General features: G+C 65.9%; 23 protein-coding genes. 10 read left to right on the plus strand and 13 right to left on the minus strand.

Annotated features, from left to right (window positions below; translation table 11 throughout):
- Window positions 1–16: 16 nt before the first annotated feature.
- Window positions 17–775 carry an NUDIX hydrolase gene (locus tag QW861_RS11860; RefSeq protein WP_315711343.1) on the plus strand — a complete coding sequence of 253 codons (759 nt, stop codon included), beginning with the start codon at window positions 17–19 and terminating at the stop codon, window positions 773–775.
- 15 nt (window positions 776–790) lie between these two features.
- Here QW861_RS11860 and QW861_RS11865 read toward each other — a convergent pair whose 3' ends face one another.
- Window positions 791–973 carry a hypothetical protein gene (locus QW861_RS11865; protein WP_315752973.1) on the minus strand — a complete coding sequence of 61 codons (183 nt, stop codon included), beginning with the start codon at window positions 971–973 and terminating at the stop codon, window positions 791–793.
- A gap of 47 nt (window positions 974–1,020) precedes the next feature.
- Here QW861_RS11865 and QW861_RS11870 point away from each other — a divergent pair, with 47 nt between their 5' ends.
- From QW861_RS11870 to QW861_RS11880, 3 genes are all read left to right on the plus strand, one after another.
- The gene (locus QW861_RS11870) at window positions 1,021–2,346 is read left to right on the plus strand and encodes an LLM class flavin-dependent oxidoreductase (protein WP_316187308.1); all 1,326 of its coding nucleotides are present in this window, start codon (window positions 1,021–1,023) and stop codon (window positions 2,344–2,346) included.
- A 120-nt stretch (window positions 2,347–2,466) separates the two neighbouring features.
- Window positions 2,467–2,634, plus strand: a complete 168-nt coding sequence (rpmG, locus tag QW861_RS11875) for a 50S ribosomal protein L33 (RefSeq protein ID WP_015666342.1) — start codon at window positions 2,467–2,469, stop codon at window positions 2,632–2,634.
- A 221-nt stretch (window positions 2,635–2,855) separates the two neighbouring features.
- A complete protein-coding gene (locus QW861_RS11880; protein WP_316193081.1) occupies window positions 2,856–4,208 on the plus strand; it encodes a globin-coupled sensor protein in 1,353 nt (450 codons plus the stop codon).
- Window positions 4,209–4,272: 64 nt separating this feature from the next.
- Here the strand turns inward: QW861_RS11880 and QW861_RS11885 are convergent, their stop codons facing one another.
- The 7 genes from QW861_RS11885 to QW861_RS11915 all read right to left on the minus strand — a co-directional run bounded on the left by QW861_RS11885 (window position 4,273) and on the right by QW861_RS11915 (window position 10,195).
- Complete coding sequence (locus tag QW861_RS11885) at window positions 4,273–4,503, minus strand: hypothetical protein (protein WP_315711336.1); 231 nt, start codon at window positions 4,501–4,503, stop codon at window positions 4,273–4,275.
- Between the two features lie 145 nt (window positions 4,504–4,648).
- Entirely contained in the window at window positions 4,649–5,347 is a 699-nt protein-coding gene (locus QW861_RS11890) for an aspartate/glutamate racemase family protein (RefSeq protein WP_315711335.1), read from the minus strand.
- A gap of 255 nt (window positions 5,348–5,602) precedes the next feature.
- Complete coding sequence (locus tag QW861_RS11895) at window positions 5,603–5,932, minus strand: hypothetical protein (RefSeq protein ID WP_315729365.1); 330 nt, start codon at window positions 5,930–5,932, stop codon at window positions 5,603–5,605.
- Window positions 5,933–6,472: 540 nt separating this feature from the next.
- Window positions 6,473–6,880, minus strand: coding sequence for a DUF1127 domain-containing protein (locus tag QW861_RS11900; RefSeq protein ID WP_315752977.1), 408 nt, complete (start codon window positions 6,878–6,880; stop codon window positions 6,473–6,475).
- A 465-nt stretch (window positions 6,881–7,345) separates the two neighbouring features.
- A complete protein-coding gene (locus tag QW861_RS11905) occupies window positions 7,346–7,516 on the minus strand; it encodes a hypothetical protein (protein ID WP_315740306.1) in 171 nt (56 codons plus the stop codon).
- A gap of 879 nt (window positions 7,517–8,395) precedes the next feature.
- Window positions 8,396–9,817 (minus strand): PleD family two-component system response regulator, encoded by a 1,422-nt coding sequence (locus QW861_RS11910; protein WP_315718396.1) that lies wholly within the window; start codon window positions 9,815–9,817, stop codon window positions 8,396–8,398.
- A 12-nt stretch (window positions 9,818–9,829) separates the two neighbouring features.
- Entirely contained in the window at window positions 9,830–10,195 is a 366-nt protein-coding gene (locus QW861_RS11915) for a response regulator (protein WP_008964019.1), read from the minus strand.
- A gap of 217 nt (window positions 10,196–10,412) precedes the next feature.
- Here QW861_RS11915 and QW861_RS11920 point away from each other — a divergent pair, with 217 nt between their 5' ends.
- Complete coding sequence (locus QW861_RS11920) at window positions 10,413–10,712, plus strand: DUF3572 domain-containing protein (RefSeq protein WP_315718395.1); 300 nt, start codon at window positions 10,413–10,415, stop codon at window positions 10,710–10,712.
- Window positions 10,709–12,016, plus strand: a complete 1,308-nt coding sequence (locus tag QW861_RS11925; RefSeq protein ID WP_316193082.1) for a DNA polymerase IV — start codon at window positions 10,709–10,711, stop codon at window positions 12,014–12,016. Before QW861_RS11920 ends, QW861_RS11925 begins: the two co-directional genes overlap by 4 nt.
- 8 nt (window positions 12,017–12,024) lie before the next feature.
- Here the strand turns inward: QW861_RS11925 and QW861_RS11930 are convergent, their stop codons facing one another.
- Entirely contained in the window at window positions 12,025–12,882 is an 858-nt protein-coding gene (locus QW861_RS11930; protein ID WP_315718393.1) for a cell envelope integrity EipB family protein, read from the minus strand.
- A gap of 205 nt (window positions 12,883–13,087) precedes the next feature.
- Between QW861_RS11930 and QW861_RS11935 the strand changes: the two genes are divergently transcribed.
- From QW861_RS11935 to QW861_RS11950, 4 genes are all read left to right on the plus strand, one after another.
- Window positions 13,088–13,555 carry a RidA family protein gene (locus QW861_RS11935; RefSeq protein ID WP_315752981.1) on the plus strand — a complete coding sequence of 156 codons (468 nt, stop codon included), beginning with the start codon at window positions 13,088–13,090 and terminating at the stop codon, window positions 13,553–13,555.
- A 75-nt stretch (window positions 13,556–13,630) separates the two neighbouring features.
- Window positions 13,631–14,383, plus strand: a complete 753-nt coding sequence (locus QW861_RS11940) for a glycerophosphodiester phosphodiesterase (RefSeq protein WP_315752982.1) — start codon at window positions 13,631–13,633, stop codon at window positions 14,381–14,383.
- Between the two features lie 102 nt (window positions 14,384–14,485).
- Window positions 14,486–15,694 carry a GNAT family N-acetyltransferase gene (locus QW861_RS11945; protein ID WP_315752983.1) on the plus strand — a complete coding sequence of 403 codons (1,209 nt, stop codon included), beginning with the start codon at window positions 14,486–14,488 and terminating at the stop codon, window positions 15,692–15,694.
- A gap of 60 nt (window positions 15,695–15,754) precedes the next feature.
- On the plus strand, window positions 15,755–16,180 hold the full coding sequence (locus QW861_RS11950; RefSeq protein WP_315752984.1) for an HIT family protein: 426 nt from the start codon (window positions 15,755–15,757) through the stop codon (window positions 16,178–16,180).
- On the opposite strand, the gene nadC is transcribed toward QW861_RS11950, so the two are convergent.
- The 4 genes from nadC to QW861_RS11970 all read right to left on the minus strand — a co-directional run bounded on the left by nadC (window position 16,181) and on the right by QW861_RS11970 (window position 20,590).
- Window positions 16,181–17,029 (minus strand): carboxylating nicotinate-nucleotide diphosphorylase, encoded by an 849-nt coding sequence (gene nadC, locus QW861_RS11955; protein WP_315752985.1) that lies wholly within the window; start codon window positions 17,027–17,029, stop codon window positions 16,181–16,183.
- Window positions 17,026–18,579 (minus strand): L-aspartate oxidase, encoded by a 1,554-nt coding sequence (locus QW861_RS11960; protein WP_315752986.1) that lies wholly within the window; start codon window positions 18,577–18,579, stop codon window positions 17,026–17,028. The genes nadC and QW861_RS11960 overlap by 4 nt, the downstream gene beginning before the upstream one ends.
- Entirely contained in the window at window positions 18,576–19,562 is a 987-nt protein-coding gene (nadA, locus tag QW861_RS11965) for a quinolinate synthase NadA (protein ID WP_315752987.1), read from the minus strand. The genes QW861_RS11960 and nadA overlap by 4 nt, the downstream gene beginning before the upstream one ends.
- Window positions 19,563–19,630: 68 nt before the next feature.
- Window positions 19,631–20,590 (minus strand): NrtR DNA-binding winged helix domain-containing protein, encoded by a 960-nt coding sequence (locus QW861_RS11970; RefSeq protein ID WP_315752988.1) that lies wholly within the window; start codon window positions 20,588–20,590, stop codon window positions 19,631–19,633.
- Between the last annotated feature and the right edge of the window lie 7 nt (window positions 20,591–20,597).

The raw sequence follows: 20,597 nt of genomic DNA on the forward strand, positions 1-20,597 counted from the left end.
AAAAAGCGGGGAGGACATGAGCGAGACGGCACAGGCCACGGGCGCAGCGGCGGGCAAGCCGGCCGAGAAGGAAGCCGACCATCATCCCTACACCAAGCCGAAGGATGCTGCGACGTTGATCCTGGTGGATCGCAGCGGCACGGTGCCGAAGGTGCTGGTCGGCAAGCGCCACGACAAGGTCGTGTTCATGCCCGGCAAGTTCGTCTTCCCGGGCGGCCGCGTCGACAAGTCAGATCATCGCATCCCCGTCGCAGCGCCGATGCCGGCCGAGCTCGAAGCCAATCTGTTCAAGGGCAAGCCGCAGACGACGGCCTCGCGCGCGAAGTCGCTCGCCGTCGCCGCGATCCGCGAGGCCTGTGAGGAAACCGGTCTCTGTCTCGGACGCAAGGTCGGCGGCTCCGCGCCGAAACTGGACGGGCCATGGGCGCCGTTCGCTGACGCCGGCCTGCTGCCCGATCCCTCCGGCCTGTTCCTGATCGCCCGCGCCATCACCCCGCCCGGCCGCATCAAGCGCTTCGACACGCGCTTCTTCACCGCCGATGCCTCCGCCATCACCCATCGCGTCGACGGCGTGATCCACGCCGATGCGGAGCTGGTCGAGCTGGTCTGGGTCGAGCTCGGCTCCAAGCCGCTCGCCGATCTGCACCCGATGACCAAGAACGTGCTCCACGAGCTCGACCGCCGCCTCGCCACCGGCCCGCTGCGCCACGACGCCCCGGTGCCGTTCTTCCACTTCTACGGCGGCAAGATGCAGAAGGACGTGCTGGGCGGGTGATCGCCGCGTATTCGATCATCCATCGTCGATGATAGCGGTCGCCTCGATTTCGAGCAGCGAGCGGACAATGGTGTCGTCCCGGCGAACGCGGGGATGACACAATTGTTTGGATCGCTTGCTCGGCACTTCATGGAATGAGCGTGCTACGTCCGCCAGCAAAAACGAAATCGTGTTCTGCGGCGGGTTGCTGACACGCATGGGCCGCGTTCCTATCTGCTCAAGATAGCAATCATCGCGGACACCCCATGGCCCCACGTCAACTCAAGCTCGGCGCCTTCATGCGTCCGGTCTCCATCCACACCGGCGCGTGGCGCTATCCCGGCGCCTGGCCGGACGCCAATTTCAACTTCGCGCATCTCAAGCGGCTCATCCGGAAATTGGAGGCCGGCAAGTTCGACGCCTTCTTCATGGCCGATCATCTGGCCGTGCTGAACATGCCGATCAATGCGCTCAAGCGCAGCCACACCGTGACGTCGTTCGAACCGTTCACGCTGCTCTCGGCGCTGTCGGCGGTGACCGAGAATATCGGCCTGATCGCGACCGGATCGACCACCTTCGACGAGCCCTATCACCTCGCCCGCCGCTTCGCTTCCCTCGACCACATCTCCGGCGGCCGCGCCGGCTGGAACATCGTCACCACGTCGAATCCAGATGCCGCGCTGAATTTCGGGCTCGACGACCACATGGAGCATGCCGAGCGCTACAAGCGCGCCCGCGAGTTCTACGACGTCGTCACCGGCCTGTGGGATTCGTTTGCCGACGATGCCTTCGTGCGCGACGTCGAGAGCGGGCTGTTCTTCGATCCCGACAAGATGCACGTGCTCGACCACAAGGGCAAATATCTGAAAGTCCGCGGCCCGCTCAACATCGCCCGCCCCGTGCAGGGCTGGCCGGTGATCGTACAGGCCGGCGCCTCGGAGGATGGCAAGCAGCTCGCGGCGGAGACCGCGGAGGCCGTGTTCACAGGCGGCGGCAGCCTCGCCGATGGGCAGAAGCTCTATGCCGACATCAAGGGCCGCATGGACAAGATCGGCCGTGATCCTGAGCATCTGAAGATCCTGCCCGGCGCCTTCGTGGTGGTCGGCGACAGCGTCGACGAGGCGAAGGAGAAGCGCGCGCTGCTCGACAGCATGGTGCATTACGACAGCGCCATCGCCTCGCTCTCGGTCATCCTCGGCACCGACGCTTCCGGCTTCGATCCCGACGGTCCGCTGCCTGATATCCCCGAGACCAACGCCTCCAAGAGCGGCCGCCAGCGCCTGGTCGATGTCGCCGCGCGCGACCAGCTCACGGTGCGGCAACTGGCGCAGCGGGTCGGCGGCTACGGCGGTCTGTCCTTCGTCGGCACAGCCAAGACGATCGCCGACCAGATGCAGGAGTGGCTGGAAAGCCGTGGGTCGGACGGTTTCAACATCATGTTCCCGTTCCTCCCCGCAGGGCTCGACGACGTCGTCGACAAGGTGATTCCCGAGCTGCAGCGCCGCGGGATCTTCCGGACGGAGTATGAGGGGCCGACCCTGCGGGACAATCTCGGCCTGCCCCGACCGAAAAACCGCTTCTTCGCGGCCTAGGGACCCCAGAATCTGGCCCTCAAACCTTGACTTTGGGGGCTGGCTGGGTAGGTTGCCCGCCAACGGCGCCCCCTCTTTGGCCGGTGCCCACCCCCGATCCCGATTCCAGAGGTTCAAGACATGGCCAAAGCGGTCACCATCAAGGTCAAGCTCGTGTCGACCGCCGACACCGGCTTCTATTACGTTGCCAAGAAGAACTCGCGCACCATGACCGACAAGATGGTCAAGAAGAAGTATGACCCGGTCGCGCGCAAGCACGTCGAATTCCGCGAAGCCAAGATCAAGTAAGATCGCGGTCTGCTGCGACTTCAACGGGGCCGTTTCGGCCCCGTTTTTTATTGCGCGCGATGCTCCCACTGCTGCGGCACGGGCCGTCCGCTTCTGATCGGTCCATTGGCTGCGGCTGAATCTGGTTCCCGACTTAAGGAGCCATCAACCAAACCCGTGCGATTTGGGGTAGCGGCGCACCCCCGTAGCGTCTCCCTCCTTATCTTACCGGCAGACCAGCGATGACCGATCCTCAGACTTTGCAGTCCCGTCTCGATTTCATCGGCATCGACAATGCGACCCGAGAGGCGCTGCGGGAGCTCCGGCCGCTGATCGGCAAGGTGCTGCCCGGCCTGCTGGAGCAGTTCTACGCCCATGTCGGCAAGGTCCCGCATCTCGCCAAGATGTTCTCCAGCCAGGCCGCGATGCGGCACGCCTCGAAGGCCCAGCTCGACCATTGGATGTCGCTGGCGACCGCGAAGTTCGACGATGCCTATGTGAAGTCCGTGACGAGGATCGGCCAGGCGCACAACCGGATGGGGCTGGAGCCGCGCTGGTACATCGCCGGCTATTCGCTGATCGTGACCGGGCTGCAGAAGGCGATCGAGACGGAGATCGCGGACGGCTGGTTCGGCGGCCAGGCGGCCCGCGAGAAGAAGGCCGCGCTGCAGGCTGCGATCACCAAGGCGGCAATGATCGACATGGATCTCGCCATCTCGGTCTATCTCGATGCGGCCAAGACCGAGCAGCACGTCGCCATGCAACGCATGGCCGACGAGTTCGAAGCCACCGTCGGCCAGATCATCAACAAGGTCCATGCGGACGCGCGCACGCTCGAGGTCTCGGCCAACACGCTGAGCAAGACCGCCGAGCAGACCCAGCAGCTGTCGGCCAGCGCGGCCTCGGCCTCGGGCCAGGTCTCGACCAACGTGCAGTCGGTCGCCTCGGCCGCCGAGGAGATGACCTCCTCGGTCCATGAGATCGGGCGGCAGGTCAGGGAATCGACCACCATTGCCAAGGAGGCCGTTCGCCAGATCGAGCAGACCGATGTCGGCATCAGCGAGCTGTCGCGCACCGCCGAGCGCATCGGCGACGTGCTCAAGCTGATCACCTCGATCGCCGCCCAGACCAACCTGCTTGCGCTGAACGCGACCATCGAGGCGGCGCGCGCCGGCGATGCCGGCCGCGGTTTCGCGGTGGTGGCCTCCGAGGTCAAGGCGCTGGCGTCGCAGACCGCCAAGGCCACCGAGGAAATCGGCCAGCAGATCGAAGGCATTCAGAGCGCGACGCAAACCTCGGTCGCCTCGATCAAGCAGATCGGCGGCACCATCCAGCAGATCTCGGAGATCGCCGCCGGCATCGCCGCCGCCGTCGAGCAGCAAGGCGCCGCGACGGGGCAGATCTCGCGCAACGTGCAGGAGGTCGCCGGCGGCACCGCGCGCGTCGTCGGCAACATCGGCGACGTCAGCAAGGGCGCCAGCGCCACCGGCACCGCCTTCGCGCAGGTGCTGTCATCCGCGCACTCGCTGTCGCGCGAGAGCGATCACCTCAAGGATGAGCTGGAGAAATTCTTGCGCAGGGTCCGTGCGGCCTGACTACAAAGAAGGGCGGATCGGCGTTGGCCGTCCGCCCTGCGACGTCGCGACGCTGCGCGCCGGCTTACATCCCGTGGCTCAGGAACACCGCCGAGCAGCGCTTGCTCAGCTTGGCCCGGTTCTGCGTCAGACAGTTCTGGACGCCGAAGTCATCGCCGAGCTGAGCGCGGCAGAAGCGCTTGGCGTCGGGCGCGCAAGCCTTCTGCTCCTGCGGCGTCCCCATATGGCCCTGAGCCATGGCAAATGGCGGCAGAACGGACAGCGACACGGCAACCGCAAATATCAGCTTCTTCATTGGGCGCTCCTCCTTGGGCTGAAACAAACGTTTCCCGCCCAAGGGGGTTCCGACGGAACTGTGCGTCCGAAGGCCGGATGGCGAGCGTCGCAGCCAGTGCTGCCTGCACGTCCCACTCTGAACGGCCAGCGCCTTGCCGCAATTCTCAGCCGGCGCAGGACGTGGCCCGCGCCAGCGCAGCACGCGCGAGCAGACGCGTCGAATCCAACGTCGGCAGAGGCGAGTTGGCATCGTCGATGATCAGCGGAATCTCGGTGCAGCCGAGCGCGACGGCATCGCAACCTTCCTCCTTCAGTCGCGCGATGATCGCCTGAAACGCGGCGACGGAGGGCGGCTGAAACCGCCCGTAGACCAGCTCATCCATGATGATGCGGTTGGCTTCGACGCGATCGGCTTCTTCCGGACGCGCGAACGCCAGCCCGCGTGCGGTCAAGCTATCCGGATAGACATTGCTGTCGACCAGCCATTTGGTGCCGGTGATGCCGATACGCCTGTAGCCTCTCCTGACCGCTTCCGTCGCGACCACGTCGGCGATGTGCAACCACGGCAGCGGAGAGCGCGGCAGCACCAGCGGCAGGGCCTGGTGGATGGTGTTGTCCGGGCAGATCAGGAAATCCGCGCCGGCCGCGGCGAGCTTGCGCGCCGAGGTCAGCATCAGCTCGGCGACGCCATCGAGATTGCCGCGATCGAGGCAGGCCACGTAGTCGGCGAGCGACGGCGTGTGCATCGACACCTCGGGATGGGCATGCGGCCCGAGCAGGTCGGCGCCCTCCTTGCAGATCGTGCGATAGCAGAGCGCCGCGCCCTCGGCGGAGCAGCCGACGATGCCGATATGTTTTGCCATTCGTCGTTCCATTTCCATCAACGTTGACGACGATGATAGCGCGAAAAGCGGCCGAGGGTGAACATCAACCCACCACGCACCATCCTCTGCCATTGCGCGCACAGCGAAGCAATCCAGAGTCCTTGCTGAGCCCTGGCTTGCTTCGCTGTGCTCGCAATGACGCGGTTGCAACAGATCGCGCGCACGACATCGCCAGGGCCGATCACACGCTGATCCGCCCTGCCGAGACATTTGTTCGCACTGGCCTGTTCGCAGCTACATCACACCGCGGGACATCATGGCGTTCGCTATGTCGAATCTCAGGCGCTCGAGCGCGCGGTGGGCTGCGATATGGTCGAGATCGCCTTGCGTCAGGCCGATATCCACCAGTTGCGCCTCGCTCAGGTCGCATAGATCGACTCTCATCCGCCTGAGCCGACGGCCTTCCTGAAACACCAGCCAATAGCGCGCGAGCAGGCCGAACAGCCCCGGAGCCGAGATGCCCGGCGGCCCGGCCGCATTCTTTTCCGACAACGCGTCACGCAGCACCGTGACGGATGCGCTGGGTCGCGGCGCGGCTGGCGCCTGGTGCGCCGCGTTCTTCACCAATGAGAGGGGGCGATCGCGCGTGGCGGAATTGCGGGCGATCTCGTCTGTGAGATGGGTCTGAGGTGGCATCGGTCGCTCCTGCTGCGTGATGCCGGCAGGGAGCGTGGCCAAACAAAAGGCCCCGTCCGATGCCGGCGGGGCCTGGTGGAATGATCGTGTCGTCGAAATCCTAGCGCACGACTCCTCCCACGGCCCAGCTGCGGCGGGCCGCATGTTTGCGGTTGGAGTTGCGCACGACGTTGATCATGGTTTGTCGGTACCACGATGATTGCGCCAGATCAAGGCATGTAGTTCCTGCGCTCGCACATGAGCACCTATGCGAGGCTTGTGTTCTGCCGAACTCCGCGCACGCGGCGTCTCCGGCAGGATAGTGTCCATAGATAAGCGCGATCTCACCTCCGTCGTTGCGAGCGCAGCGAAGCAATCCAGAGTCGTGTGCGGGACCCTGGATTGCTTCGCTGACGCTCGCAATGACGTCGCGGCGACCATCTCGCGCTGTTGGTCGGTTATCCCTGCGTCGCCACTTTCAACGACCAACTACATTCCCCGACGCGAGACGCCGCCCGGATATGGATCATCCCTCAATCTGTCGAGCGTCCGCAGCGCGGCGATGTGCTCGATCTCGGCGCGCGTGATGCCGATATCTGTGAGCTCGCGTTCGCTCAGGTCATGCAGGCAGTCCCGCACGCTCTCGCGGCGTTGCCATTCTTGGATCGCGCGCCAGCACCAGCCGATCAAGCGGATGATCGGCCAGGTCGGCGTGGCCGGCGGACCGGCCGCGTCCTTTTCTGGCGACACGTCTCGCAACGCTGCGATCGACGCTTCGGACTGCATCGATGGCTGCACGCTGTCGATCGCGTCGGTGATTGACGCGATCGAGAGATCGACGTTGAGCGCCGACACGTGCGCAGCGTCGATCGTCGCGTTGGTCTGATGGGGTGGCATCCTCTGCTCCTGCTGTTATGCCGGCAGGGAGCGTGGCCAAACAAAAGGCCCCGTCCGATGCCGGCGGGGCCTGGTGAAACGATCGCAACGTCCAATTCCTAGCGCGCGACTCCTTCCACGGCCCAGCCGAAGCGGGTCATGTGATAGAAGTTGACGATGCGGACCGATTTGCTCATGTCACGTAAGGTATCATGGCACGCACGCAACATCAAGGGATATTTGGGCGCCCCACATCCTGGCGGCGAGTTGTTGTAGATCGACCGCGCGAGCACGGCGGGCGGATTGGCGTCAGCTCAATCTGCCGATTTGCGGCGAACGTGAAGCGGCGCGCTGATCCGCCCTACGGAGTGCGGACTACCAGCTGAAATGTCCACATCGGGCACACTCCACAAACATCAGACGCTCTCTCGTCCGAGATACATCGGAATGAGTCGACAACCATCCGGCCTTGCGCGCTGACCAGCGCTACGTACCGCGCCCCGCCATGAACCGATCCAAGATGTCAGCCAGCGAGCCCGAAACGCCTCCCAAGACCATGAAAACCAAAAGGTTGGTCTGCACACCGAGCGCTTCGAGGACCAAGACTCCACACAACATCAGCACGCCGGCCAAAACACCCATGCGAAGCGGCTTCATGCCTTTTCCCTAACCAGAGAGCAACGCCGCAACTAAGCTAACATGAGACGCCTGAAGTTCGTAGGGCCGATCAGCGTCGGCCTGATCATCAGGGGTCCATCCTGAAGCATTGAGATGAGGAAGCGATCTTCCCATCGAGCGCCCCCGAGACGGTCCTGCGCCGAAGACTAACTTTTCGAACGCTTTCAACGAGATCGCTCTCGCCGGCTATCCAGATCGCAATTTTTTTCTTTCGCTTTTCCAGAATTCATGCTATCCCCCTGCACATCCCACCTCGCCAAGAGGGGCGCATCGCGATCGTCACGAGCGTGAGGTGGGCTGCGGTGGGCGTGTCGGGTTGCAGCGTGGCTTGTCCGCGCCGACGAACGATCCGGTGCGCACGGTCAAGCCGTGTGGTCCTGGCCTCCCGATGCTGAGGCCAAGCGGGCGCTGCGACGAAGCGCGCTCGCGACGGGGGCAAGAACGCCGGTCCCCGGGGAGAGCGCGGAGTAAGCCGTAAAGCCATCGCGCAGGGAGGGCCGGATGTCCGGCTCGTACCTGTGGTTCTGCCGCGTGCTTTCTTTCTGCACGCGGACCATGGGTGCGACCTGCACCCGGCCTTCCCTGCGCCCTCTGTTCTCGAAGAGGGTTTTCAATGGCACAGCTCGGGCGCGGAGGCGCGGCGAGGATGGGATCTCATGTGTGCTGAAGCAGGCTGCCCAGAGCTCACCGTCATTCCGGGGCGCCCGGAGGGCGAGCCCGGAATCCATAACCACGATCGGGAGTATGGATTCCGGGCTCGCGCTATGCGCGCCCCGGAATGACGTGGGGAGACGGTTGCGGCTACTCACGACCATCGTAGGCGCAGCAACGATCCGACGGCTCCACCGCCCTGCCCCTCTAGCGGCCGCGGCCGGCGGCTTGCGGCAGGAACGGCGCCGGCTGATGCACGGGGGCGATCGCCACCGCGCGGTTGCGGCCCTCGTTCTTGGCGCGGTAGAGCGCATTGTCGGCGCGCTTCATGACGTCGGCGATCGGCTCACCCTTCTGCTCCAGGGTCGACAGCCCGATCGACGTCGTGACCTCGATGCGCTTCTCGCCCTTGTGCACCGAGAACGGCTCGTTGGCGACCGAGCGCCGCAAGCGCTCGGCGACCATGCCGGCGACGTGCAGGTCGGTTTCGGGCATCACGATGACGAACTCCTCGCCGCCATAGCGGCAGGCGAGATCGATGCCGCGGATCGACTTGCGCACGCGCATGGCGAACTCGCGCAGCACGTCGTCGCCGGCATCATGGCCGTAATTGTCGTTGATCGACTTGAAGTAGTCGATGTCGAGCATCATCAGCGCCAGCGGCTTGCCACGGCTCGCGGCCTGGTCGGCGAGCGTCGAAAGATGCGTCTCCATGTAGCGGCGATTGTGCAGGCCCGTCAGCGCGTCGGTGATCGCCATCTCGATCGAGTTCTGGACGTTGTCGCGCAGATGGTCGGTGTAGCGGCGCTTGCGGATCTGGGTGCGGGCGCGCGCCAGCAGCTCGTTCTTGTCGACGGGACGCAGCAGATAATCGTTGACGCCGATCTCCAGGCCGCGCAGCAGCCGCGAATTGTTCTCGGCTTCCGCAATCGCGAGGATCGGCACCTGCCGGGTGCGTTCCAGCGAGCGCAGCTGGCTGCACAGCCGCAGGCCGTCGTAATCGTTCAGGTCGAGCGAAACGATGACGAGGTCGTAATTGCCTTCGGCGGCGTTGAACACGGCCTCGGCGGGATTGGTCTCGACGTCGATGGCATGCTCGGTCGCCAGCATCGGCCCGAGCCGCTCGTAGGACGACGGCCGGTCGTCGACCAGCAGCACCCGCCCGCCCTTGCCGGCGTCGGCAACCGCGTTGCGCTCGGGCGCCTGCACGCCAATCTCGAGGGAGGTCAGCGCGCGCATGCGCAGCTCGTCCGTCATCATCTTCAGCCGCGTCAGCGAGCGCACGCGCGCGATCAGCACGACGTCGGAGACGGGCTTGGTCAGGAAGTCGTCGGCACCGGCCTCCAGGCCGCGCACGCGGTCGGACGGGCTGTCGAGCGCCGTCACCATGACAACCGGAATGAAATGCGTGGCCGGATTCGACTTCAGCCGGCGGCAGACCTCGAAGCCGTCCATGTCCGGCATCATGACGTCGAGCAGGATGATGTCGCATTCGGCGCGCTGGCAGATCTGCAGCGCCTCGGCGCCGTTCGCGGCGGTCAGCACGTCGAAATATTCGGCCGACAGCCGCGCCTCCAACAGCTTGACGTTGGCCGGGACGTCGTCGACGACGAGGATACGCGCGGACACTGCAGAAACTCCTTAGCCGATAAAGCGGCGTACCGTTTCAATGAATTTTCCGACCGAGATCGGCTTGGAAAGATAGGCTTCGCAGCCACCCTCGCGGATGCGCTCCTCGTCGCCCTTCATGGCAAAGGCCGTCACTGCCACCACCGGGATGGCACGCAAATCCGGATCGTCCTTGATCCATTTCGTCACTTCCAGGCCCGAGACCTGCGGCAGCTGGATGTCCATCAGGATCAGATCGGGGCGGGTCCGGCGCACGATGTCGAGCGCCTCCACGCCGCTGGACGTACCGGACGTCTGGTACCCGTGAGCTTCCAACAGATCGCGGAAGAGCTTCATGTTGAGCTCATTGTCTTCCACGATCAGGACGGTCTTGCCCATCCGCCCCTCCGAATCACTGACACCGGCATGTCCTCTGGCGGACGCCTGTCCACCGCTACTCATCTAATTCAAACTAGCCCCAGATTCGTTCTAAGCCGTTAAGTCGGTATTCGATCTTTCCCCGAGATGGTTTCCACTTGCTTGAACCCATTCCGAAGACTCGGGCATGATGGGCGCAAAGTAGAGCCGACAAGTTAACGGAAAGGCAAATCCGCCGTTGAAAAAGCCCGTTCGAAATCCGCGCGAAGTCGCTGAAATCGTTGCAGTTCAGGCCCTCGGCTTCCTGGCCGGCGAACCGGAGCGGCTGGGCCGCTTCCTGGCCGAGACCGGGATTGGGCCGGAGACGCTGCGATCCTCGGCCGCCGACCCCAATTTCCTGGTCAGCGTGCTCGATTTCGTGCTGCGCGACGACGAGACGGTAAAGGCTTTTGCCGCCCACTCCAAGTTACATCCGACCAATATCATGGCAGCACGGCAGGTATTGGGCGACCGGCAGTGGGAGCGCGACGTGCCGTGACCGAGTCAGCGCCAGCGAGCGGGTCGCGCACGGTCGCCGGGCCGGCCTGCTTCTGCCGCGACTGCCTGACGGACCTCGATGATGGCGCGCGCCGCTGTTCGGTCTGCGGCTCGCCGCGCCTCGTCCGCCATCGCGCCCTGCCCGCGCTGACGCTGGCCCATATCGACTGCGACGCGTTCTATGCGACCGTCGAGAAGCGCGACAATCCCGAGGTCGCCGACCGGCCCGTCATCATCGGCGGCGGCAAGCGCGGCGTGGTGTCGGCCGCCTGCTACATCGCCCGCACCTATGGCGTGCGCTCGGCGATGCCGATGTTCAAGGCACTGGAGCTGTGTCCCGCGGCGGTCGTGATTCCCCCGGACATGGCGAAATATGTCCGCGTCGGCCGCGAGGTCCGGCAGGCCATGCAGGCGCTGACGCCGCTGGTCGAGCCGCTCTCGATCGACGAGGCGTTCCTGGACCTGTCCGGGACCGAGCGCGTCCACGGCATGATCCCGGCAAAGGTGCTGGCGCGCTTCGCCCGCGAGATCGAGCAGCGCATCGGGATCACCGTCTCGGTCGGGCTGTCCTGCAACAAGTTCCTCGCCAAGATCGCCTCCGATCTCGACAAGCCCCGCGGCTTCGCCGCGCTCGGCCAGGACGAGGCGCCGGCGATGCTGGCCGACAAGCCCGTCGGCTTCATCTTCGGCGTCGGCCCCGCCACGCAGCAGCGGCTGGCGAACCAGGGCTTCCGCACCATCGCCGACCTGCAGCGTGCCGACGAGATCGAGCTGATGAAGCAGTTCGGCGGTGACGGCCGCAGGCTGTGGCGGCTGGCGCGCGGCATCGACGACCGCAAGGTCGTGGCCGATCGCGGCGCCAAGACGATCTCCAGCGAGACCACCTTCGACACCGACATCCGCGACTACGCGACCCTGGAAAAGACCCTGTGGCGGCTGTCGGAGAAGGTGTCGGCACGGCTGAAGGCGAGCCAGCTCGCCGGGTCGACCATAACGCTGAAGCTTAAAACCGCGGACTTCCGCCAACGAACGCGCTCGCAATCGATCGCGGCGCCGACGCAGCTCGCCGGCAAGATCTTCGCAATCTGCAAGGAGATGCTGGCGCGCGAGACCGACGGCACGGCGTTCCGGCTGATGGGCGCAGGCGTCAGCGCGCTGCGCCCGGGCTCGGAGGCCTCCGACACCGACATGCTCGACCGCCGCTCGGCCTCGGCCGAGCGCGCGATCGATGCGCTACGCAAGAAGTTCGGTCAGGCCGCGGTCATCCGCGGCATCGCCTATGACGGCCCGGAGCAGACGGAATGATGCCCCGGTCAATTGCTGCAAGGCTTGCCGTCCTTCACGTCCTTGACGTCGAACTTGCCGAGCGCGCCGGCGATGACGAAATCATTGTAGTCGAGCACGAGCGCGCGCGAGACGCCGTTCTCGTAGAGCTCGAACGACATCGCGTAGACTGGCGTCTGCTCGCCCTCGGCCCGCTTGGCGTCGCGGTCATAATAGCTGACCGTCACCGGCCAGCGCGTCATCTTCTTCATCTCGTCATTGTCGGTCGAGGCGTCGGGCTTGGCGGCCGCCTTGTCGGCCGGCACGGGCGCACCGATCACGGTCAGCGTGTTGTAGACCTTCTCGCCATTGTCCGAGCCGTCATAGACCGTCAGCTCGAGCAGCGACTTGCCCTCGCGCGCGGCGGCGATGATGCGATGAATCTGCTCGGTCGGAAACACGGTCGAGCCGTCGAGCGTGAAGGTCTTCGCCTCGGGCTGCTTGAGCTTGACGGTGATGTGATCGCCGGTGCGCTCGGCGATACCGTCGACCGGGCTGGAGGCCTGCTCGTTCATGCGCGAGTCGATCTTGAAGCGGTAGCTCTTGCCGGCGCCGTCCTCCCACGCGGTGGAGCGCAGGTCGCTCAGGGTCACCTTGCCCTCACCGAGATCGAGCTCCGAGACCTGGCGGAATTCCGAAGTGTAGCCGTTGCAGGCGTTGCCAGAGAAATTGTAGAGGATGCGACCGCGCGCGCTGTTGACGGGGCTCGAGCCGCGCGACTTGACCAGGCTCAGGTCATAGAGCGCCTGATGCGGCAGGAACGGCACAGCCGCCCCGGCCTGCGCCGGACCGAACGTGATCGCCGCGACGGCGAGCGCTCCCATCGACAGTCGGAACGAATGAGCCATGAGTTTTCCTCGGAGGACGTATCGCTGAACCGTCACATTAGAGATCGCTGCATTGCGTCGCAACTGCGGCTGTCTCACGGAAACGTGCGCTTAAAGCGCCGGAATCGCGTCGGTGCTGGCTGCTTGCATGTCACTGGCAACTGCGCCAAACAGGGCCTCGGTCCGGCACGGGACCGGCTTTCAGGCGACAGAACGGGGATTCGAGATGGCGGGTACGGTTGAACAGAATCTGGCGGCACAGGGCATCACACTGCCGGCACCAAAGGCGCCGGTGGCCAATTACGTCCCGTTCGTGCGCACCGGCAACCTGCTGTTCGTGTCGGGCCAGGTCTGCCTCGGCGCCGACGGCAAGATGATCGCCTCCGGCAAGCTCGGCGGCGGCGTGTCGATCGAGGACGGCTATGCGGCCGCGAAGGGCTGCGGGATCAACCTGCTCGCCCAGGTCAAGGCGGCGGTCGGCGATCTCGACAAGGTCGTGCGCGTGGTCCGGCTCGGCGGCTTCGTCAATTCGGCGCCCGATTTCCTCGACGGGCCCAAGGTGCTCAACGGCGCCTCCGACCTGATGGTCGCAGCGTTCGGCGACAAGGGCCGGCACGCCCGCACCACCGTCGGCGTGTCGGCGCTGCCGTCGGACGCGGCGGTGGAAGTCGAAGGTGTGTTCGAGGTTGAGTGAGAGAGAGCGCATGATCCGGAATAGTGCGCGGCGGTTTTCCGACGAGATCATGCGCCAGCAAAACGGACGGGGCGAATGCGCGCACCTGACTGGCTGACGGCCCGCCCCGTCGCCCATCGCGGCCTGCACCATGCTGATCGCGGCATCATCGAGAACATGCCGGCCGCCGCACGCGGCGCCGTGGCCGGCAACTTCGCCATCGAATGCGACATCCAGCTGTCGGCCGATGGCGAGGCCATGGTGCATCACGACTATGATCTCGGCCGCCTCACCGAGGGCACCGGCCCGCTGATCGAGAAGACCGCGGCAGAGCTGAAAGCGATCAAGTTCAAGCAGACCGACGAGCAGATGATGACGCTCGGCGACCTCTGCAACCTGATCGCCGGGCGCGTGCCGCTGGTCATCGAGGTCAAGAGCACGTTCCAGGGCGATCGCCGGCTGGTCCGGCGCATGGCCGAGGTGCTGGCGTCCTACTCCGGCCCGGTGGTCGGGATGTCGTTCGATCCGGACCAGGTCCGCGCCTTGCGCGAGACCATGCCGACGCTGACGCGCGGCATCGTCGCGCAGCGCAGCTACGAGGACGGCTACTGGGCCAAGCTGACCCAGGCGCAGCGCGACAGCATGCTGCATCTCAAGCATGGCTTCAGCAGCCAGCCGCATTTCGTCGCCTATTGGGTCGAGCAGCTGCCTGCGCCTGCCCCCTGGATCGCGCGCAACGTGTTCGGCTGCCCGCTGCTGACTTGGACCGTCCGCACCCCCGAGCAGCGCGCCGCCGCAGCCCGCTATGCGGATCAGATGATCTTCGAGGGGTTTACGCCGGAGACGTGACGCCGGCCTTGAACTCGCTGCTGCGATGCACGATCTTCAGGGCGTGGCATCTGGGGCGTCCCGGCCGGGGCGTGCCGTGCCGGCCCGTTTGACAAGGATTCGATGGCATCGCCTGAGATCACGCTCGAAGCCGTTCCCGGGATCAACGAGGTCCCGGCCGCAGCATGGGACGCCTGTGCCAATCCCGAGGGCCGCGTCAGTCCCGGCTCATCTTCCGCCTGCGGGCGCGGCTACAATCCGTTCATCTCACACGCGTTTTTCTCGGCGCTCGAAGCCTCCGGCTCGGCCACCCTGCGCACCGGCTGGGCGCCGCGCCATCTGGTGGCGAAGATGGGTGACGAGGTCCTCGGCGTCGTGCCGTGCTACCTCAAGTCCCACTCGCAGGGCGAATATGTCTTCGACCGCGGCTGGGCCGATGCCTATGAGCGGGCCGGCGGGCGCTACTATCCGAAGCTGCAGGTCTCGGTGCCGTTCACGCCGGCCACAGGGCCGCGGCTGCTGATCCGCGCCGACCAGGACCGGGACATGATCGGCAATGCCCTCGCCCAGGGACTGAAGGCGCTGTGCGGGATCAGCGAGGCGTCCTCGGTCCACGTCACCTTCGCCCGGCAGGCCGAATGGCAGCTGCTCGCCGCGCAGGGCTTCCTGCAACGCACCGACCAGCAGTTCCACTGGCACAATCAGGGTTTTTCCACCTTCGACGATTTCCTGGCGACGATGAATTCGCGCCACCGCAAGGCGATCAAGCGCGAGCGGCGCGACGCATTGGCCGCCGGCATCACCATCCATTGGCTGACCGGCAAGGACATCACCGAGGACGCCTGGGACGCATTCTTCGAATTCTACATGGAGACCGGCTCACGCAAGTGGGGCCGGCCGTATCTCAACCGCAAGTTCTTCTCGCTGATCGGCGAGAGCATGGCCGACGACGTGCTGCTGGTCATGGCCAAGCGCGAGGGCCGCTGGATCGCCGGCGCGATCAACTTCATCGGCTCGGACACACTGTTCGGGCGCAACTGGGGCGCCATCGAGCACCACCCGTTCCTGCATTTCGAGGTCTGCTACTACCAGGCGATCGACTTTGCGATCCAGCACAAGCTCCAAGTCGTCGAAGCTGGCGCTCAGGGCGAGCACAAGATCGCGCGCGGCTACCTGCCGCAGACCACCTACTCCGCGCACTACATCGCCGACCGCGGCCTGCGCCGGGCCATTGACGACTATCTCAAGCGCGAGCGCGCCTATGTCGAGGAAGCCGGCCGCGAACTCGCCGAATCCGCCCCGTTCCGGAAAGGCATGGACGAGCCGTCTTGACCGGCGACACGTGCCGGTGAGAGTAAGGCGCACCAAGAGGAACCGCTTAAGGGACTGCCCATGACCGCCTACGATCCCAACAATCCGTTCGCGAAGATCCTGCGCGGCGAATTCCCCTGCACCAAGGTCTATGAGAACGACCACGTGCTGGCGTTCCTCGACATCATGCCGCGCGTGCCCGGCCACACCCTGGTGATCCCGAAGGCCGCTGCACGCAACATCCTCGACATCACCGAGGAGGACTATCTCCACGTCGGCCGTGCCGTGCGCACCATCGCCCGTGCCGCCAAGACCGCGTTCGCCGCCGACGGCATCACGGTGCAGCAGTTCAACGAGCATGCCGGCGGCCAGATGGTGTTCCACCTGCACGTCCACATCATGCCTCGCCGCAACGGCGATTCCCTGCTGCCGCCGGCGAGCCGCAAGGAAGATCCGAAGGTGCTGGAGGAGAACGCCGCCAAGCTGATTGCGGCGCTGAAGGGCTGATCAGGCCTCGTCGAGCCCGATGTCGAGCGCGGCCGACGAATGCGTGATCCAGCCGACCGAGATCAGGTCGACGCCGGCCGCGGCGATCGCGGGCGCGGTCTCCACGGTGATCCGGCCCGAGGCTTCGGAGATGGCCTTGCCGCTGATCATGCCGACCGCGGTTTCGAGCTCCGCCGGCGTCATGTTGTCGAGCAGCACCGCATCGACGCCCAGCGTCAGCGCCTGCTCGAGCTGAGCCAGAGTGTCGACCTCGACCTCGATCTTGACGAGATGGCCGGCATGGGCCTTTGCGCGCGTGATGGCAGCCTGGATGCCGCCGGCGATGGCGATGTGGTTGTCCTTGATCAGGACGGCGTCATCGAGCCCGAACCGGTGATTGCCGCCGCCTCCCGCGCGCACCGCATATTTCTCCAGCGCGCGCAGGCCCGGCGTGGTCTTGCGGGTGCAGACGATCTGCGCCTTCGTCCCCTTCACCGCCGATACCAGGGACGCCGTCGCGCTGGCGACCCCGCTCAAGCGGCAGAGGAAGTTGAGCGCCACGCGCTCGCCGGTCAGGAGCGCCCGTGCCGGGCCGCTGATGGTCGCGATCGCGTCTCCCGGCGTCACGACGCTGCCGTCCGGTCGCACGATCTCCATGCGCACGTCCGGCGAGACGGTCTGGAAGGCGCAGCGCGCCACATCGAGGCCCGCGATCACCCCGTGCTGGCGCGCCCGCAGCTTCAGCGATGCGCGCTGCTCGGCGGGGACGATGGCATCGGTGGTGATGTCGCCGGCGCGGCCGAGATCCTCGAGCAGAGCCATGCGCACCAGCGGCTCGTAGAGCAAAGGCGAGAGAGGATTGAGAGTCATGGCACTGCGCTCCTGGACGGCGTCTGCTCCGCCTCGACAATGTCGCGGGCAACCGCGATCGCCTCGGGCAGAGTGAGGCTGGATGGCTGCGCGACGGGCAGCGTGCCCGGACGATCGCTGCGGAAATGCGCGCCGCGGCTCTCCTCCCGCGCATGGGCCGCGACCGCGAGCATCAAGCCGACCAGCGCCGGGTCAGCCATGGGCCCGGCCTGCTCTGCCAGCGGAAGCAGGCCGCTGACGGCAGCCGCGATCGTGCGATGCTCGCGCATCACGCCGAGCGCATGCGACAGCAGCGGCCGTGCGGCCGACGGATCGGACGCCGGCGGAATGGCAGCCACCGCGCACGGCTTGCCTGCACGCTGCGGCGCGCCGGCCACGCTTTCGGCCACCCATTGCGCGCAGACGATCGCTTCCATCAGCGAGTTGCTGGCGAGCCTGTTGGCGCCGTGCAGGCCGGTGCGGCTGGCCTCGCCACAGGCCCACAAGCCCTCGACCGTGCTGCGTCCCATCGTGTCAACAGCGATGCCGCCCATATGATAGTGCACGGCCGGCCGCACCGGGATCGGATCGCGCGCGGGGTCGATGCCCGCCATGCGGCAGAACGCGCTGATCACGGGATAGCGCGCGGCGAAATCCTTGCCCGGCTTGTTGCGCGCATCGAGGAACACGCGGCGGCCTTGCGCACGGCGGCGCCATACCGCCCGCGCCACTACGTCGCGCGGCGCCAGCTCAGCGCCGGGCTCGTCGGCCATGAAGCGCGTGCCGGTGTCGTCGATCAGGACGGCGCCGTCGCCGCGGATCGCCTCGGTGAGCAGCGGCAGCGGCCGCGACGGTCCGTCGAACGCGGTGGGGTGAAACTGCACGAATTCGAGATCGGACAGCACGGCCCCGGCCCGCGCCGCCAGCGCGAGGCCCTGGCCGAAACAGCCGGCCGGATTGGTGCTGTCGAGGAACAGGCCGCCGATGCCGCCGGTTGCGATCACGACGCGCGTCGTGGCGAGGATCAGAGCCTCATCGCCGCGCGCCGCAGCCACGCCCTGGATCGCGTTGTCATTGACGATCAGCCGGCGCGCCTCGACGCCTTCGAGCAAGGTCACCGAAGCACAACGCCTGACAGCCGCGATCAGCGCGCGCATGATCTCGCGTCCCGTGCCGTCGCCCGTCGCATGCACGATCCGGTTGCGGCTGTGTGCGGCCTCCAGGCCCAGACGCCAACGTCCATCCGCACCTCGGTCGAACGCAACGCCAAGCTGGGCGAGGCGCTCGACCGCGGCCGGCGCCGCATCGATGATGCGGCGCGCGGCGGCCTCGCCGCACAATCCGGCTCCGGCGGCGAGCGTGTCCTTCAGATGCAGCGACGGATCATCGTCATCGCCAACCGCGGCGGCGAGGCCACCCTGCGCCCACATGCTCGACGCCTCCGCGCCGAGCGGCGACTTCGACAACAGCACGACCGGCTCGGGCGCAAGCGCAAGCGCCGTCATCAGACCTGCGGCACCGCCGCCGATGATCACGGGACGGCCGATCAACTTCGAAACATCGATGCTCATGATGCCAGCATCCTTTCCACTGCGCGCCGCGCGCGCTCGGCCATCGCGGGATCGATCGTGACCTCGTGCGTGTTGGTCTCGAGCGCATGGCGGATGTTCTTCAGGGTGATCCGCTTCATGTGCGGGCACAGATTGCAGGGGCGGATGAACTCGATGTCGGGATGGAGCACGGCGACATTGTCGCTCATCGAACATTCTGTCAGCAGCACCACCCGGGCCGGCCTTCTTGCTCCGACGAAGTCCGACATCGCCGCGGTGGAGCCGGCGAAGTCCGCCTCCGCCACGACCTCTGGAGGACATTCCGGATGGGCGAGCACGGTGACACCAGGATGGTTGTCGCGCAGCGTGCAGACGTCCTCGGCGCTGAAGCGCTCATGTACCTCGCAATGCCCTTTCCAGGCCGTGATCCTCACGTTCGTCTGTGCGGCGACGTTCCGCGCGAGATATTCATCCGGCAGCATGATGACGTGATCGACACCGAGCGACTCGACCACCGCGCGCGCGTTGCCGGAGGTGCAGCAGACGTCGGACTCGGCCTTCACCGCCACCGACGTGTTGACATAGGCGACCACGGGCACACCCGGGTGGCGCGCGCGCATCAGCCGCACGTCGTCGGCGGTGATCGACTCCGCCAATGAGCAGCCCGCCTCTACGTCGGGAATCAACACCGTCTTGTCGGGATTGAGCAGCTTGGCGGTCTCGGCCATGAAGTGGACGCCGGCGAGCACGATCACCTCGGCATCGACCTTGGTCGCTTCGCGCGCCAGCAGCAGGCTGTCGCCGACGATGTCGGCGACGCCGTGATAGATTTCGGGCGTCTGATAGTTGTGCGCCAGCACCACGGCATTGCGCCGGCGCTTCAGCGCCAGAATGGCTTCGACATCGTCCTCGAAGACAGCCCATTCCGGCGGCGGGATCACCCGGCTCAGACGCTCAGCAAGCGATGCATTCGGCGCGACGGCGGGCAGGACAAGATCGACCATTTATACTCTCCGTGAGCATAAGATGGCTTATACTTATCCTGAGCATAAGCTGTGTCAAGAGCCGGAGATCAAGATCGCGAGAGCGGCAGCTTGGTTCCGACCACCGCCCGCTCGGCCAGCACCCCCTGCCGGAAGCGAAACAGCTTGGCCGGCCGGCCAATCGTGTCGGCAGCAATTGCGCCTGTCTCTTCAACCAGTTCCTGCTGCTCGATGAGGCGGCGGAAGTTCTGCTTGTGCACGAGCCGGCCGGCGAGAGCCTCGACGCTGCGCTGCAATTGCAGCAGTGTAAATTCTTCCGGCATCAACTCGAACACGACCGGCCGGTATTTGATCTTGGCGCGCAGGCGGGCAATGCCGGTGGCGAGAATCCGACGGTGATCACCGATCATGGCGCGCCCGGGCAGCATCGGCTGGCTGGCCCCCTTCTCGCGCACGCTCTCGGGGATCAGCGCCGCCTCATACAGCAACTCATACCGCTGCAGCGTTAGCTCCTCGTTCCACTCGCGGCCGTCGAGACCGAAGGTGATGGCGGCGCGCTGCCACCTCGTCTTTTGCAGCGCCGGCTCGTGGGCGGCTCGCGCCCAGGCCTTCAGCTTCGGCGCGATGATCTTGGCCAGGATCGTCGGCGGTCCGTCGCGATGATCCTCCCACGGGAAGTAGTCGTACCACGACGACCATTGCGCATCCGCGCCCTCACGCCCCTCCTCCTCGCGGGTCAGACCGAGATAGCTGATGGAGATGCGGTGCGGCGCGTCGGGATCGCCGCCGCGACCGCGGTCGGCGAAGGTGTAGAGCTGCTCGACATAGCCGAGCGGATGGCCGGTCTGCGCCTCGACCCAGGCGCGCAGCCCCATCTGCAGTGAGCGGTGCGCGAACTGAAACGGTCCGCTCGGCAGCGCCGCAGCATGCTCGATCGTCATGATCTTCGGGTGCCCGTCGGTCACCGCCACCAGCACGGCGACGAGGTCCGCCGTGATCGCATCCTGAGCCGTCACCGTTTTCTGCGGCCGCTTGTTCACCTTCGACATCCGGATC

It is taken from the genome of Bradyrhizobium sp. SZCCHNRI1029, assembly GCF_032487555.1.
Lineage (GTDB): Bacteria > Pseudomonadota > Alphaproteobacteria > Rhizobiales > Xanthobacteraceae > Bradyrhizobium.

Coding starts and splice junctions, on each gene's coding strand:
- QW861_RS11880 (WP_316193081.1), top strand. CDS start 2,856: ATGACCGATCCTCAGACTTTGCAGTCCCGTCTCGATTTCATCGGCATC.
- QW861_RS11970 (WP_315752988.1), bottom strand. CDS start 20,590: ATGTCGAAGGTGAACAAGCGGCCGCAGAAAACGGTGACGGCTCAGGAT.
- QW861_RS11900 (WP_315752977.1), bottom strand. CDS start 6,880: ATGCCACCCCATCAGACCAACGCGACGATCGACGCTGCGCACGTGTCG.
- QW861_RS11870 (WP_316187308.1), top strand. CDS start 1,021: ATGGCCCCACGTCAACTCAAGCTCGGCGCCTTCATGCGTCCGGTCTCC.
- QW861_RS11885 (WP_315711336.1), bottom strand. CDS start 4,503: ATGAAGAAGCTGATATTTGCGGTTGCCGTGTCGCTGTCCGTTCTGCCG.
- QW861_RS11945 (WP_315752983.1), top strand. CDS start 14,486: ATGGCATCGCCTGAGATCACGCTCGAAGCCGTTCCCGGGATCAACGAG.
- QW861_RS11905 (WP_315740306.1), bottom strand. CDS start 7,516: ATGAAGCCGCTTCGCATGGGTGTTTTGGCCGGCGTGCTGATGTTGTGT.
- QW861_RS11930 (WP_315718393.1), bottom strand. CDS start 12,882: ATGGCTCATTCGTTCCGACTGTCGATGGGAGCGCTCGCCGTCGCGGCG.
- nadA (WP_315752987.1), bottom strand. CDS start 19,562: ATGGTCGATCTTGTCCTGCCCGCCGTCGCGCCGAATGCATCGCTTGCT.
- QW861_RS11950 (WP_315752984.1), top strand. CDS start 15,755: ATGACCGCCTACGATCCCAACAATCCGTTCGCGAAGATCCTGCGCGGC.
- QW861_RS11940 (WP_315752982.1), top strand. CDS start 13,631: ATGCGCGCACCTGACTGGCTGACGGCCCGCCCCGTCGCCCATCGCGGC.
- rpmG (WP_015666342.1), top strand. CDS start 2,467: ATGGCCAAAGCGGTCACCATCAAGGTCAAGCTCGTGTCGACCGCCGAC.
- QW861_RS11935 (WP_315752981.1), top strand. CDS start 13,088: ATGGCGGGTACGGTTGAACAGAATCTGGCGGCACAGGGCATCACACTG.
- QW861_RS11915 (WP_008964019.1), bottom strand. CDS start 10,195: ATGGGCAAGACCGTCCTGATCGTGGAAGACAATGAGCTCAACATGAAG.
- QW861_RS11960 (WP_315752986.1), bottom strand. CDS start 18,579: ATGAGCATCGATGTTTCGAAGTTGATCGGCCGTCCCGTGATCATCGGC.
- QW861_RS11890 (WP_315711335.1), bottom strand. CDS start 5,347: ATGGCAAAACATATCGGCATCGTCGGCTGCTCCGCCGAGGGCGCGGCG.
- QW861_RS11865 (WP_315752973.1), bottom strand. CDS start 973: ATGCGTGTCAGCAACCCGCCGCAGAACACGATTTCGTTTTTGCTGGCG.
- nadC (WP_315752985.1), bottom strand. CDS start 17,029: ATGACTCTCAATCCTCTCTCGCCTTTGCTCTACGAGCCGCTGGTGCGC.
- QW861_RS11860 (WP_315711343.1), top strand. CDS start 17: ATGAGCGAGACGGCACAGGCCACGGGCGCAGCGGCGGGCAAGCCGGCC.